This window comes from Pseudomonas sp. 2822-15 (assembly GCF_002742515.1).
Lineage (GTDB): Bacteria > Pseudomonadota > Gammaproteobacteria > Pseudomonadales > Pseudomonadaceae > Aquipseudomonas > Aquipseudomonas salomonii.
Window position 1 is genome coordinate 440,967 of record NZ_LJRY01000209.1, and the last position, 13,923, is coordinate 454,889.

Sequence of the window (13,923 nt, forward strand, 5' to 3'; positions counted from 1 at the left end):
ACTCGACGGCGTTACGTCGTCGGCTGCCCTGTTTCATCTTTTGGAGAGCCGCCCGTGATATCGACCCTGCATGTAGCCAGACTCAAAGCCTGGGGCGCCCACGGCTTTACCGCCACCGGCGTGGTGCTGGCGTTCCTGGCCACCCTGGCCTTGCTGGAAAACTCACCCAAGGCCTGCCTGCTGTGGCTGGGCCTGGCGCTGGTGGTCGATGGGGTCGATGGCTCGCTGGCGCGACGGGTCAATGTCAGCACGGTACTGCCCAGCTTTGATGGCTCGGTGCTGGACCTGGTGATTGACTACCTGACGTATGTGTTTATCCCGGCGCTGTTTATCTACCGCTATATCGACCTGCCGGACTTCACCCACCTGTTTACCGTGTCGGTGATCCTGGTGTCGTCGCTGTTCTGCTTCTGCAATGTGAACATGAAGAGCAAGGACAACTATTTCGTCGGCTTTCCTGCGGCGTGGAATGTGGTGGCCTTGTGCGTTTACATCATCCAGCCGGACGCCTGGGTGACCCTGGCCACGGTGATCGGCCTGGCGCTGCTGACCGTGACACCGATGAAGTTTCTGCACCCGTTCCGAGTCAAGCGCTTTATGCCGATCAACATCGCCGTGACCACCCTCTGGTTGCTGTGCAGCTTTTTGATGGTGGTGGACTACCCCAATACCAACCCGTGGACGTTTGGGTTGTGGTCGGTGATGTCGGCGTATTTTCTGGGGATTTGTGTGTGGCGCACGGCGTTGGAGTGGCTGGGAACCCACAAATAGTCAGGCGGGCACGGTTTAAAGGTGGGAGCTGGCTTGCCTGCGATGGCGTCGGGTCAGTTACAGCAGGTGGGCCTGCCCTACCGCTATCGCAGGCAAGCCAGCTCCCACATTTGGATCTGGGTCCATCCGGCAGGTAAGATGGCGATCTTTGACGCAGCCCCTTTCTGCGCCCTGCCAATAATAAGCCCTGCCCATGCCCTTCGAACTCAGCGTTGACCTGACCACCCTAGCCATTCTTGCCTGCGTGGCCTTTATTGCCGGCTTTATCGACGCCATCGCCGGCGGCGGCGGCCTGCTCACCACGCCGGCCCTGCTCACCGCCGGCATGCCACCGCACCTGGTGCTGGGCACCAACAAGCTCAGCTCGACCTTCGGCTCCGCCACCGCCAGTTTTACCTTCTACCGGCGCAAGCTGTTCCACCCGCGCCAATGGGTACACGCCATCGTCGGCACGCTGGTCGGCGCATTGGCAGGTGCCGTGGTCGCCCACTACCTGCCCGCCGAAACCCTGAACAAAATGCTCCCGGTGATCGTGTTCGCCTGTGGGGTGTATTTGCTGTTCGGCGGCACACCCAAGGCGCCGCTGGATGCCGATGCACCGATCAAGAAGAAATGGCAGTCCACCCAAGGCTTCGGCCTGGGCTTCTACGACGGCGTGGCCGGCCCCGGCACCGGCGCGTTCTGGACGGTGAGCACGATGCTGCTGCACCCCATCGACCTGGTCAAAGCCAGCGGCGTGGCGCGCAGCATGAACTTCGTCAGCAACGCGGCGGCGCTGTCGGTATTTATCTTCAATGGCTCGGTGGACTGGATCGTCGGCCTGGCGATGGGCTTCTCGGTAATGTGTGGCGCGTTCTTTGGCGCACGCAGCGCAATCAGCGGCGGCGCCAAATTCATTCGCCCGGTGTTTATCACCGTGGTCCTCGGCCTGACGGTGCGCCTAGCCTGGCAACACTGGTTCAGCGTGGCCTAAACGGCGCGCCAGGTAGAGATCGATCAGGTAACGCGCAATCGAACGTGACGCCGGCAACGGCGGCAAGTCGTGGATGTTGAACCACTGCGCGTCTTCGATCTCATCGGCCTGGGGCACGATGTCTCCCCCGGCGTATTCGGCATGGAAGCCCAGCATCATCGAGTGCGGGAACGGCCAGCACTGGCTGCCCATGTACTGGATGTTCTTGACCTCCACCTGCACTTCTTCGCGCACTTCACGGATCAGGCAATCTTCGGCCGACTCACCCGGCTCGGCGAATCCCGCGAGCGTGCTGTACACGCCCGTGACAAAACGCGGCGAACGCGCCAGCAGGATCTCGTCGCCACGGGTCACCAGCACAATCATGCTCGGCGAAATCCGTGGGTAACTGCGCAGGTCGCAGGCCTCGCAATACATCGCCCGCTCGCGCGGCACCTGCACCATCGCCTGGCCGCAACTGCCACAGAACCGATGCTCCCGCGCCCAAGTGCCGATCTGCGCGGCGTAGCCCAGCACTTTGTACAGGGTGTGGTCGCCCTGCAACATAAAGCCGCGCAGGCCCTGCCAACTGCAACCCGGCACCTCGGCCGCCGCGTTCAGCTCCAGCAAGTACACCGGCTCACCGTCAAGGTGACCAATGCCATGCTCAGCAAACACCGACAGGTCCTGGCGCTTGAGCCATTCACGCGGGAATAGCGGGCCATTGGTGTCATACAAAAAGCCCTCGCGGCTGCGGGCGACGGCCCAGCCGCCAGGGGCGTCGTTGTCCAGCAGTGTTGTGGTAATCCAGCCTGGTGTCATATCAGTCAATCCACGAATTCGGGTTTCTGCTTACTCATATGGGCCGCGATGGCCACGCGCAGGTCGTTGGATTGCAACATAGCCGAGTTCCAGGTGGCAACGTATTCCAGACCATCATTGACCGTATGGTCACGCATGTAGCTGATCATGGCCTTGGTGCCGGCCACGGCAATCGGCGATTTGCTCGCGATTTCCCGGGCGATTTCCATTACACCGGCCAACAGGCTGTCCTGGTCGGGGTACACACGGTTGACCAGGCCGATGCTGCGCGCTTCTTCGGCGCCGAACGGGCGACCGGTGTAGGCCAGTTCTCGCAACATGCCGTCGCCGATGATGCGTGGCAGACGTTGCAGGGTGCCGACGTCGGCGGCCATACCGATGTCGATTTCCTTGATCGAGAATTGCGCGCCTTCGGCGGCGTAGCGCATGTCACAGGCGCTGATCAGGTCAATGGCGCCGCCGATGCAGTAGCCCTGGATCGCCGCCAGCACCGGCTTGCGGCAGTTGTCGACCGCATTGAACGAGGCTTGCAGTTCGAGGATCTTGCGCCGCAGCAAGCGTGCATTGCGGCCTACATCTTTGCCGAAGCTATTGGCCACCGAGGCCATCATCATCAAGTCGATACCGGACGAGAAATGCTTGCCGGCGCCGCTGAGCACCACCGCGCGCACGGCGTCGGTGTCTTCGACCCACTGGAAGATGTCGATGATTTCGGTCCAGAACGCCGCATTCATCGCGTTGATTTTTTCCGGGCGGTTGATTTGCACATGGGCAACGTTGCCAGTGAGTTCGACGATGAAAGCTTGGTATTCGGACATGGCAGTGATCCCTGACTGGCGAGTAATAAGGCTCGAACTATAACAAGGGAGCATGACGGCGCATCAGCCAAAAACGGGACTGGCAAACGTAATGAAATGTTGTGGCTGCCGGGTTTATGGCCTGCCGATACATTTCACCCAGGCACCGCACTTTATCGGCTATACACTCAGGGCCACTGCCTGGAGCCCGTTATGCCGTCCACCTTTCGTTCATCATTGATTCTGGCCCTGGTGGTCGTGCTGACCGGCATTGGCGCCGGGCTGGGCGGGATGCTGCTGGCGTTGCTGCTGCACGGCATCCAGCACCTGGCCTACGGTTACAGCCTCGACAGCCTGGTCAGCCACGAAACCTTTTTGTGGGGCGTCACCGCTGCCGCGCCGGAGCGACGTCTGCTGGTGCTGGTGGTGTGCGGCCTGGTCGCCGGGTTGGGCTGGTGGATGATTTATCGCTATGGCCGACCGCTGGTGAGCATCAAGCAGGCCGTGTCTGAAAAGATGCCGATCATGCCACCCAAAACCACCCTCGCCCACGCCGTGCTGCAGATCATCACCGTCGCCCTCGGCTCACCATTGGGCCGTGAAGTGGCGCCGCGCGAAGTCGGCGCGCTGGCCGCGACCTGGCTGTCACAACGGGCGCGCCTGGAACCGCACATGCACCGTTTGCTCGTGGCCTGCGGCGCCGGCGCGGGGCTGGCGGCGGTGTACAACGTGCCCTTGGGCGGCGCGGTGTTTGTGCTGGAAGTGCTGGTGGGCGCCTTCAGTTGGCCGGCGGCGGTGATTGCCCTGGCCACCTCGGCGATTGGTGCGTCGGTGGCCTGGATTGGGCTGGGTGCGGAATCGCAATATGCCGTGCCGCATTTTGTGTTGAGCCCGGCGCTGATCGCCTGGGCCGTGGTGTGCGGGCCAGTGTTTGGCGTGGCCGCTTATGGGTTCAGCCGTTTTACCGGCACCGCCCGGGCCAACGCCGCGCGCGGTTGGCGCCTGCCCGTCATGTCGCTGATCAACTTTACGATTATCGGCGGGCTGGCGATGCTGCTGCCGCAGATCCTCGGCAATGGCAAAGGCCCGGCGCAACTGGGGTTCGACAATGAGCTGACGATTGGGCTGGCCGCCATCCTGCTGCTGGTCAAGGTGTTGATCACCGCCGGCAGCCTGCGCGCCGGCGCCGAAGGCGGCCTGCTGACGCCGGGCCTGGCCAATGGCGCGTTGCTGGCGATTCTGCTCGGCGCTGCCTGGAGCCTGGTGTGGCCCGGGGTGCCGCTGGGCGCGTTTGCGATCATCGGCGCGGCGGCGTTTTTGGCCTCCAGCATGAGCATGCCGCTGACCGCGATTGTGCTGGTGGCCGAATTTACGCGCATCGAACATGACTTTCTGGTGCCGATCATTCTGGCGGTGGTGGGTTCGATGTGCGTGAGCAAGCTGTGTCAGCGCCGGGAAATAAGTGGAAAAAAGCCCGCCCAAGCGCCATCCTCTGCGCTTTAAGCCGCCCACTTCGCGGCGCTCGACGTTTAAAGGATATGCCCATGCTCGCCCAACCCCTCACCCCTGCCGATTTCGACTTCATCGACGAAACGCTGTTGAAATACGGCGACGATCATTCGGTGCTGAACCTGGCTGAACTCGACGGCTACTTCACCGCGCTGGTCTCAAGCCCCGCACAAGTGGACGTCGGTGAGTGGTTCCCGGCGATCTGGGGTGGGCAGAACCCGGCCTGGGAAAACGTGGAAGAGGCCCAGCGCTTCCTTGAGTTGTGCGTGCGCCATATGAATACGCTGGCGGCGCAATTGGCCACCGGCGCGCAAAGCTTCAAGGCCCGCTTTGATGACACCGAACACCAAGGCCAAACCGTCACGCTTGCCGAGGAATGGTGCTTTGGCTATATCCGGGGTGCGGCGATTGGCAACTGGCCAGAACTGCCTGCCGAACAAGCGGCGCTGCTGGAGAAGATTTCCTGGTGTGCCGAGCAAGACAACTTTGAACTGCCGGCAGACCTGGACGTAAACGCCCACCAACAGCGGGCTCGAGCGATCGAACCCGCTGCGCGGGCGCTGCATGATTACTGGTTGGCCCAGCGTTAACAGCGCTTATTTGAAGTCCAGGTCAAACGCCTGATAGAACGCGTTGCCGGTGTTGGCCACGATCCACATCAACACCACCACATGCCGGCCTTTCTTGCCCTTGGGCAGCGTGACCTGGTGTTCGACCTTGGCTTTCATTGCATCGGCGTGCTGGTAGTACGGCACCTGGGTGTAGAAGTCTTCGAAAAACGGCTGGGCCTCAAGTTGCGCACGGCTGATGCGTTGCTTGGGGTCCCAGCCATCCTTGGTGATCAGCCAGCGATAACCACGGGTGACGTGGGCGGCGGTGTACTCCCACTGCACCTTGAACACCTGGCCAGCCTCGACATTCAGCAATGGCCAGGTAAACGGCGTGTTGAGCTTTTTGCTCATCTCCTCGTCGGTGAAGTTCAGGCAATCGCGGTCGTCGGTCTTGCCGCCGCTCAGGATATGCCCGTCGGCCGGCGGCGTGACGCTTTGATCATCGGTTTCATAGGGTGCCGGGAACGGCCCGGCGGTGAGCGCCGGGAAGTTTTTACCGCCTTCCATCTCGTTGACTTGCCAGTTGCCGAGCAGCCCGCGCTCCACCGCCACCGAGCCACGGCTGGGCGGGGTCACGACGCGACCGTGACGAAGTTGGGTCTGGGGTTTGTTCATTTCATTCACTCCTTGATTGAATGTGCCCCGTCATGGGGCACACATCGAACTTACCTTGGCGGGCGCTATTGTCCAGCCGCGGCTCGCCTCGGAAAAATCGCACACTGCCCGCGTTTCGCTGAGTAAAGGGCGTTGTCCTGCATCAGTTTTGCGGCTTGTCCTACGCCCACAGAAGTAGTTCGACTACAGGAGCAGTCCGTTCCCCGGACAAGTCGGCGACCGCCTCGAAATACGCGGCCTGCCACGATCCCTGCTCGACAAGGGTGGCGTGTTTGGCTGATTATTCGGGTCCGCCCGTCGGCCACTCCACACCGCCTTGCCTTGATCAGGAGCCTTGTCCCTTGAGTTCGCAGAAAACCGTGACCGTTACACCGCCCAATTTCGCCCTGAACGGCAAGGTCGCGCCCCCCGGCTCCAAATCCATTACCAACCGCGCCCTGTTGCTGGCCGCCCTGGCCAAGGGCACCAGCCGCCTGAGCGGCGCGTTGAAAAGCGATGACACCCGTCACATGTCGGTGGCCTTGCGCCAGATGGGCGTGAGTATCGATGAGCCGGACGACACCACCTTCGTGGTCACAGGCACAGGCAAACTGCAATTGCCGTCGCAGCCGCTGTTCCTCGGCAATGCCGGCACCGCGATGCGCTTTCTCACCGCCGCCGTGGCGACCGTCGAAGGCACCGTGGTGCTCGACGGCGACGACTACATGCAAAAACGCCCGATCGGCCCGCTGCTGGCTACCCTTGGCCAGAACGGCATCCGCGTCGACAGCCCGACCGGCTGCCCGCCGGTGACCGTGCACGGCGTGGGCAAGGTGCAGGCCAAGCGTTTCGAGATTGATGGCGGCTTGTCCAGCCAGTACGTGTCGGCGCTGCTGATGCTCGCGGCCTGTGGCCAGGCGCCGATTGAAGTGGCGTTGACCGGCAAGGACATCGGCGCCCGTGGTTATGTTGACCTGACCCTGGACTGCATGCGTGCGTTCGGTGCGCAGGTCGAGGTGGTCGACGACACCACCTGGCGTGTAGCTCCCACCGGCTACAGCGCCCATGACTACCTGATCGAACCCGACGCCTCCGCCGCCACTTACCTGTGGGCTGCCGAAGTGTTGACCGGCGGGCGCATCGACATCGGCGTGGCCGCGCAAGACTTCACCCAGCCGGACGCCAAGGCCCAGGCCGTGATTGCGCAGTTCCCGAACATGCAAGGCACCGTGATCGGCTCGCAGATGCAGGACGCGATCCCGACTCTGGCAGTGCTGGCCGCGTTCAACAACACCCCGGTGCGCTTCACCGAACTGGCCAACCTGCGCGTCAAGGAATGTGACCGTGTGCAGGCGCTGCACGACGGCCTCAACGAAATTCGCCCAGGTTTGGCGACCATCGAGGGCGACGACCTGTTGGTGGCCAGCGACCCGGCACTGGCCGGCACTTCATGCAATGCGCTGATCGACACCCACGCCGACCACCGCATCGCCATGTGCTTTGCCCTGGCCGGGCTGAAGGTGGCGGGAATCCGCATTCAGGACCCGGACTGCGTGGCCAAGACCTACCCTGAATACTGGAAGGCCCTGGGCAGCCTTGGGGTTGCGCTGAGCTACTGAGCCAGCACATCGGCGTGGGGAGGGACTGCACATGACCATCCGCCAACCCTGCCCACCCGGCGTGTGTGCCTGTGACCGCGAACAGCTGTTGCAAGCACCCGGCGCCGACCTGCGTATCCTCAGCCTGACGCGTCAGGAAGAGAAGAAGCTGGTCGAGCGCCTGGAAAACCTCCAGAGCCTGCAAGACCTGGAACACATGCAACAGCGGATGTTCGAGCAATTGGGTATCCGCGTGCAGGTGGCGCCAGGGCACACCGAGGTCAAGAGCATGCGCGGCATTCAGATCAATATCGACGAGCAACCCGGCCTGTGCCGCAAAACCCGCCAGGCGATTCCGGCGGCGATTCGCCGTGGCCTGGAGAAGCGCCCGGAAATTGCCTACCGCCTGCTGGATGCCCACGATCTGTTTCGCGAAGGCTGACTACCCAGCCACCGTTTCGGCTTCAAACAAGCGCTGCCCGATGGCTTTTGCAGTTCGCAAATGCGCCTGCGCAGCGCCGCTTTCCGTTTCCAGCAGCAGCTTTGACGTCACCACCTGCGCCCCACAGTAATCAAAAATCCCGTAGTCGATCTGCGTGCGCATGGCCCTGGCATAACCGTGCCGATCGAACGCACTTTCATCTGCCGCACCCAGCGCCAGCAGGTGCACCTGCACGCGCCGCAGTTTTTTCACCACCGGCGTATCGGGGCCGTAATCGATCGCCCAGCCGTTGACGAACACGCGGTCGATCCAACCTTTGAGCAGGCCCGGCAGCGACCACCAATAAATGGGGAACGCCAGCACCAGCGCATCGGCGCGGTCGATGCGCGCCTGCTCGGCGAGCACATCGGCGGGCGGCTCAGCGCGAGTGCGGTGTACGAGGTGGTCGGCGGCGCAATAGCGTGGGTCGAAGCCTTCGGCGGCGAGGTCGGCAACCTCATAAGTGTGGCCGGCCGCCGTGAGCCCGGCCGCCACCTGTGCGGCCACGCTATGGGTGAGGGATTGCGGGTCGTGATGGGCTACTACGATCAGTGCGTGCATGACATTCACTCCATTTCGGGCTAGGCTGGGCGCTAGCTACTTTTAGTAGGTTACGCACTTTAAGTTACTTTTGGTATATAAGCATGTCAAGCACTGAATCCCCTGCCCCACGCCGCCGCCTGTCCCGCGAGGATCGCCTGCGCCAATTGCTCGACATGGCCTGGCAACTGGTGCGCGAGGAAGGCACCGAAGCCCTGACCCTGGGCCGCCTGGCCGAGCTGGCAGGCGTTACCAAACCGGTGGTCTACGACCATTTCGTCACCCGTGCCGGCTTGCTGGCCGCACTCTATGAAGACTTCGATAGCCGTCAGAACCAGGTGTTTGCCGATGCGCTGGACGCCAGCGCCGCCAACCTGCAAGAGCAAGCCTGGGTCATCGCGTCGTGTTACGTCGATTGCGTGTTGTTGCAAGGGCGGGAAATTCCGGGGGTGATTGCCGCCTTAAGCAGCTCGCCGGAACTGGAAACGCTGAAGCGCAAATACGAGGCGATCTTTCTGCAAAAGTGCCGCGACGCACTGGCGCCGTTCGCGCCCAACGGCACTGTTTCCCAAGCGGGCTTGCGCGCCATGCTGGGTGCCGCCGAGGCCTTGTCCCAGGCGGCCGCCAGTGGTGAGATCAGCCGTGAGGAGGCACAGCAGGAGCTGTTGGCGACGATTCTGGCGATGGTCAATCGCGGCACGGTGAACTGATCCATCATGTGGAAGCAGGCTTGTCGAATTATCGTACCGCTGCGATACCGAGGTGCCTGCATCGCAGGCAAGCCAGCTCCCACAGAAAAGCAGATCTTCGGTGTATGCAGGTCCGCTTTTCGCTTTTGATCTAACCACTCAGGTCGGCTTTCAGGCCGCCGTGCTGTAGATCTTGATCTTGATTTTGATCTGAGGCGCCCCGTTAACCACGATGGCCGAACGCAGGCTTGAATCCGTGGGTAACCCGGCAGGACGCCGGGTTAGCCGCGCTGGGCCAAGGATGGCCCATCGCGGCGGCCCACGGATTTAAGCCGGAGTGCGGGCATGCCGAGCCTAAGCGAGGCACCGAGTGGTGGGGCACAGACCTTTTGGTTACTTTTGGGGCGTTTGCCAAAAGTGACCCGCCGTCAGGGCGGAACCCTAAGCCGCCGTTACCGCAGTAACGGATATACACACAACACCCTTCCGACAACCACAAACCTCAACCCAAATAAAATAGTTAGCTACCTATATCCAAGGAGGATTTTTAACACTCAGGACAGATGCTGATTCACAAACAACCGCACCTTACGCCCCAATTGGTCCAAGTGCCGATCCCGCTGCTTCTCGGCATCAACCATCGCGCGCTTGCCGTGTTTTTGCAGCAGGTACGTATGAATCTGCCGCACCTCCAGCGAGCTGTAGATCGCAGCCACGTCCAGCACGCCCATCAAACCATCGGTCCCATAATCGCGCGTGTTCATCAACACCTGGGTGCCCCGCGCACCACGCACCTGAAAGCCCATCGCTTTAAACGCCGGCACTTTTTCCACTGAGCAGGCCAGCTCTGCATGGGGATAATGCGCGAGCACCTCGCCAAGCATGGCGCGCGCCACGCCCTGGCGCCGATGCCCGGCCTGCACTGCCATAAAGGCGATGCCACAGGCGTGCGGATCATCCTTGACGGGCAGGTACAGGCTAAAGCCGATCACCTGTTCGCCCTGCAGTGCCACCACCAGTTCAACCGCGATGCCCTTGGTGCCATTCAGCGCTTCAAGGTACAGGTGCACCTCAAAGCCGACGGCATACTGATAGATGTTGTAGAGCAGGTTGCTCGGCGGCAATGCCACGCTGCTGATGTCGGTGAGGTTGTCGACCACCATCTGCAGGATCTGGCTGTTGATCGGCTCGGGGCTGGCGGTGGTGTAGCGGGTAAGGCTGAACATGCAAATTCCTGGGTTTAGCATCAAGGCAGCGGTGATTGTACCTGCTGCCCGCACACCTCGCGCAAACAGCCGCGCAACCAGCGGTGGGCCACGTCGGCATCCAGGCGCGGGTGCCAGAGCATGGCCACGGTGAACGACGGCACGACTACCGGCAGCGCAAAGCTGTGCAGCCCGTCGCGCTGATGGGCGGTGTAGCGTTCGGGCACGCTGGCGATCAGGTCGGTATCGCGGGCCAGGGCGATGGCGGTGGCAAAGCCGGCGACGATGGTGCTGATGTTCCGCGTCAGGCCCAGCGCATGCAGCGCGTCGTCGACTTGGCCACGGTCGAGACCACGGCGCGACACGTAGACATGCTGGCCCTGGGCAAAACGCTCGGCGCTGACGTCACCCTGGCTCAGCGCATGGCCGCTGCGCACCACACCGATCAGCCGGTCACGGAACAGCGCCTGGGTCAGCAGTTCGGGGCTGGCGCTGGCGTCGACCACGCCAATGGACAGGTCAATACTGCCCTCGCGCAGCAGCGCCGAGTCTTTGTCACTTTTGTCGACGAAACGCAGGCGCACGCCCGGCGCTTGCTGGGCGATATGCGCGAGCAACGCCGGGCCGAGGTTTTCCACAAACTCCTCGCTGGAGCGCAGCGTGAAGGTGCGTACCACCTGGCCCATATCCAACGCTTGCGCCGGGCGCAGCACCGCCTGGGCCTCCTGCACCAAACGGCTGACCTGTTCACGCAATTCGACCGCCCGCGGTGTCGGCACCAGGCCGCGTCCGGCACGCACCAGCAAGGGGTCGCCGGTGGTTTCGCGCAGGCGGGCCAGCGCTCGGCTCATGGCCGAAGGGCTCAGGCGCAGGCGCTTGGCGGCAGCGGCGACACTGCCTTCGCTGAGCAACGTATCCAAGGTAATAAGCAAATTCAGGTCGGGCATACGCGCTCCTTATCAGGCGTTTGATGCAGGTATTAGCTGCAACCCATGCGTCTTCCGCCATAGTAGGCCACGCCGTAGAGTTGTGTCAGTTGCCTTCACTCAAGGAATCGTCCATGCACAACTCTTCACCTGGTGCGCTCGTCAGTCTGTCGTTCGCCATGTTGCTGGCCTCTTTGGGCACCAGCATTGCCAATGTCGGCCTGCCCAGCCTGGCACAGGCGTTTGATGTGTCGTTTCATGCCGTGCAATGGGTAGTGCTCGCCTACCTGTTGGCGATTACGGCGGTGATTGTCGGCGCCGGCCGCCTGGGCGATCGCTTCGGGCGCAAGCGCGTCTTGCTCGCCGGCTTGCTGCTGTTCGCCGTGGCGTGTGCACTGTGCGCGGCAGCCCCATCGCTTAAATGGCTGATTGCAGCGCGCGCCCTGCAAGGGTTGGGCGCAGCCGGCATGATGGCGATGACCCTCGGGCTGGTGGGCGACACGGTGACCAAAGCGCGTACCGGCCAAGTGATGGGTTTGCTCGGCACGATGTCGGCAGTCGGCACCGCCATGGGCCCCAGTGTCGGCGGGGTGTTGCTGAGCCTTTGGGGCTGGCGCGCGTTATTTGCGGTCGGTATGCCGCTGGGCCTGTTGGCGGCTGCCCTCGCCCTTTATTACTTACCGACAGATCGCCAGGCCAGCGCCCGCGTATCGGACGGTGCTTTCTGGCAGCCGTTGCAAGACCCGTCGCTGCGTGCCGGGTTGGCGATGAGCGCACTGGTGGCGGCAGTGATCATGGCCACGTTCGTGGTCGGGCCGTTCTACCTGTCCCGTGGGCTGGGGTTGGACCCGGCCTGGATGGGCCTGGCCATGGCCGTCGGCCCTTGTGTGGCGGCACTGACCGGCGTGCCGGCGGGCCGCCTCACCGATCGTCTGGGCAGCCATCGCGTGACCCTCGCGGGCCTGGGCGTCATGGCCCTGGGCGCGCTGTCGCTTTCGTTGACGGCGGGACTGCCCGCTTACCTCGGCGCCCTGGTCCTGCTGACGACAGGCTACAGCCTGTTTCAAGCCGCCAATAACACCGCGGTGATGAGCGATGTCGCGCCGACACGCCGAGGCACCGTGTCCGGGCTGCTGAACCTGTCGCGCAACCTGGGCCTGATTTTCGGCGCTTCGGCCCTGGGCGCGGTGTTTGCCTGGGCCAGCCCCGATGTGACCCACGCAGCGCCGACCAGTGTTGCCTCCGGCTTGCACGTGACCTTCGCCGCCGCGTTGGCCCTGATCGTCACCGCCAGCACTTTTGCCTGGGGCCGCAACCGCGCCACGATCTGCCCGCAGAACACCCGTTGAGGCAAAAAAACAAAAAAGGCGTTGCCCCAAACCGGGTTACTTCGCGCATCATGGGCACTTTCAAGCTCAAGGGTAACGTCCATGCGCGTGCTGTCATTGATGATGGGTCTGACGACGCTGGCCGCCAGTTTGGTGTTCTGCGCCAGCGCGATGGCGAATGAAGAAAGTCAGTTGGTGCAACAGATCAACGAATACCGCAGCCAGGTGCAACGCTGCGGCAACCAGGGTTCCCAGGAACTGCCACCGCTGACCGGTGATACGCGGCTGGTGTTGCCGGCCACCAATGTCGGCGACTTGCAGCAGGCGCTGGCACGGGCCGCCTACCCGATGGTGAACGTGCAGGCCATCAGCCTCTCCGGCCCCAAAAACGCCGAAGCGGCGATGAAGGCCGTGCGCGAAAGCTTCTGTCGCGTGGTGCTGGACCCACAATTTGTCGATATCGGCGTGAGCAACAGCGGCCAGGATTGGCGCATTGTGCTGGCACGCCCGCTGCTCTCCAGCGGCCTTGGTGACTGGCAGACCGAGGGCAAAAAACTGCTCGAGCTGGTCAACGCTGCGCGTCAGCAACCGCGTCAATGCGGCACCCAGGCGTTCACCGCGACCACGCCGCTGTCGTGGAATGATGACCTGGCCAGCGCCGCCAATGGGCATTCGCGCAACATGGCTAACGGCAATTTCTTCGACCACCTGGACCATGACGGCCGCACACCGGGCGACCGCGCGGAACTGGCGGGGTATATCGCAAAAAACATCGGTGAAAATATCGCCGCCGGCCTCGACACCCCGCGCAAAGTAGTGGACGGCTGGCTCGCCAGCCCCGGGCATTGCGCCAACCTGATGAACCCGCAATTTCGTGAATTGGGCGCGGCCTACGCCATGGACCCAAAAAGTGATGCCGGCATTTATTGGACGGGGGTTCTCGGCGCGCAATAGAAGGCGTGAGACCCGTCTGCCCGTCTATTCATTTGGATAGAGCATCAAATTGCCATCACCTGTGTAATCGTGCTGAACTGGCGGCATTCATTCCGGTCTGTAGCTTGTTAGCCTGACCGCTTCAGGCCCTCGACAGACCGTGGTAA

General features: G+C 62.6%; 15 protein-coding genes. 9 read left to right on the forward strand and 6 right to left on the reverse strand.

Annotation, left to right across the window (positions count from 1 at the left end; genetic code table 11):
* The first annotated feature begins 54 nt into the window (after window positions 1-54).
* Window positions 55-771, forward strand: coding sequence for a phosphatidylcholine synthase (gene pcsA, locus AOA59_RS24115; protein ID WP_099489318.1), 717 nt, complete (start codon window positions 55-57; stop codon window positions 769-771).
* Window positions 772-964: 193 nt separating this feature from the next.
* Entirely contained in the window at window positions 965-1,744 is a 780-nt protein-coding gene (locus AOA59_RS24120) for a TSUP family transporter (RefSeq protein WP_017139107.1), read from the forward strand.
* Here the strand turns inward: AOA59_RS24120 and nudC are convergent.
* Both nudC and AOA59_RS24130 read right to left on the reverse strand, forming a co-directional pair.
* Window positions 1,712-2,545 (reverse strand): NAD(+) diphosphatase, encoded by an 834-nt coding sequence (gene nudC / locus AOA59_RS24125; RefSeq protein ID WP_099489319.1) that lies wholly within the window; start codon window positions 2,543-2,545, stop codon window positions 1,712-1,714. The genes AOA59_RS24120 and nudC overlap by 33 nt on opposite strands.
* 5 nt (window positions 2,546-2,550) lie before the next feature.
* Window positions 2,551-3,363, reverse strand: coding sequence for a crotonase/enoyl-CoA hydratase family protein (locus AOA59_RS24130; protein WP_099489320.1), 813 nt, complete (start codon window positions 3,361-3,363; stop codon window positions 2,551-2,553).
* A 192-nt stretch (window positions 3,364-3,555) separates the two neighbouring features.
* On the opposite strand from AOA59_RS24130, the gene AOA59_RS24135 reads away from it, so the two are divergent.
* Together AOA59_RS24135 and AOA59_RS24140 are read left to right on the forward strand one after the other, a co-directional pair.
* Window positions 3,556-4,845 (forward strand): chloride channel protein, encoded by a 1,290-nt coding sequence (locus tag AOA59_RS24135; protein WP_099489321.1) that lies wholly within the window; start codon window positions 3,556-3,558, stop codon window positions 4,843-4,845.
* Window positions 4,846-4,886: 41 nt separating this feature from the next.
* Window positions 4,887-5,441: a UPF0149 family protein gene (locus AOA59_RS24140; RefSeq protein ID WP_099489322.1), complete on the forward strand. Its 555-nt coding sequence runs from the start codon at window positions 4,887-4,889 to the stop codon at window positions 5,439-5,441.
* A 6-nt stretch (window positions 5,442-5,447) separates the two neighbouring features.
* Here the strand turns inward: AOA59_RS24140 and AOA59_RS24145 are convergent, their stop codons facing one another.
* A complete protein-coding gene (locus AOA59_RS24145) occupies window positions 5,448-6,077 on the reverse strand; it encodes a lytic polysaccharide monooxygenase auxiliary activity family 9 protein (RefSeq protein WP_099489323.1) in 630 nt (209 codons plus the stop codon).
* Window positions 6,078-6,418: 341 nt separating this feature from the next.
* Here AOA59_RS24145 and aroA point away from each other — a divergent pair, with 341 nt between their 5' ends.
* Together aroA and AOA59_RS24155 are read left to right on the forward strand one after the other, a co-directional pair.
* On the forward strand, window positions 6,419-7,675 hold the full coding sequence (aroA, locus tag AOA59_RS24150) for a 3-phosphoshikimate 1-carboxyvinyltransferase (protein ID WP_065931636.1): 1,257 nt from the start codon (window positions 6,419-6,421) through the stop codon (window positions 7,673-7,675).
* Between the two features lie 31 nt (window positions 7,676-7,706).
* Window positions 7,707-8,096 (forward strand): hypothetical protein, encoded by a 390-nt coding sequence (locus AOA59_RS24155; protein ID WP_099489324.1) that lies wholly within the window; start codon window positions 7,707-7,709, stop codon window positions 8,094-8,096.
* Here the strand turns inward: AOA59_RS24155 and AOA59_RS24160 are convergent, their stop codons facing one another.
* The gene (locus AOA59_RS24160) at window positions 8,097-8,696 is read right to left on the reverse strand and encodes an NAD(P)H-dependent oxidoreductase (RefSeq protein ID WP_099489325.1); all 600 of its coding nucleotides are present in this window, start codon (window positions 8,694-8,696) and stop codon (window positions 8,097-8,099) included.
* An 83-nt stretch (window positions 8,697-8,779) separates the two neighbouring features.
* Between AOA59_RS24160 and AOA59_RS24165 the strand changes: the two genes are divergently transcribed.
* Window positions 8,780-9,385, forward strand: a complete 606-nt coding sequence (locus tag AOA59_RS24165; RefSeq protein ID WP_099489326.1) for a TetR/AcrR family transcriptional regulator — start codon at window positions 8,780-8,782, stop codon at window positions 9,383-9,385.
* Between the two features lie 533 nt (window positions 9,386-9,918).
* Here the strand turns inward: AOA59_RS24165 and AOA59_RS24170 are convergent.
* Entirely contained in the window at window positions 9,919-10,590 is a 672-nt protein-coding gene (locus AOA59_RS24170; protein WP_099489327.1) for a GNAT family N-acetyltransferase, read from the reverse strand.
* 20 nt (window positions 10,591-10,610) lie between these two features.
* Window positions 10,611-11,516 carry a LysR family transcriptional regulator gene (locus AOA59_RS24175; RefSeq protein WP_099489328.1) on the reverse strand — a complete coding sequence of 302 codons (906 nt, stop codon included), beginning with the start codon at window positions 11,514-11,516 and terminating at the stop codon, window positions 10,611-10,613.
* 113 nt (window positions 11,517-11,629) lie between these two features.
* On the opposite strand from AOA59_RS24175, the gene AOA59_RS24180 reads away from it, so the two are divergent.
* A complete protein-coding gene (locus AOA59_RS24180; RefSeq protein WP_099489329.1) occupies window positions 11,630-12,844 on the forward strand; it encodes an MFS transporter in 1,215 nt (404 codons plus the stop codon).
* An 81-nt stretch (window positions 12,845-12,925) separates the two neighbouring features.
* Window positions 12,926-13,777, forward strand: coding sequence for a CAP domain-containing protein (locus AOA59_RS24185; protein WP_065931644.1), 852 nt, complete (start codon window positions 12,926-12,928; stop codon window positions 13,775-13,777).
* Window positions 13,778-13,923 lie beyond the last annotated feature (146 nt).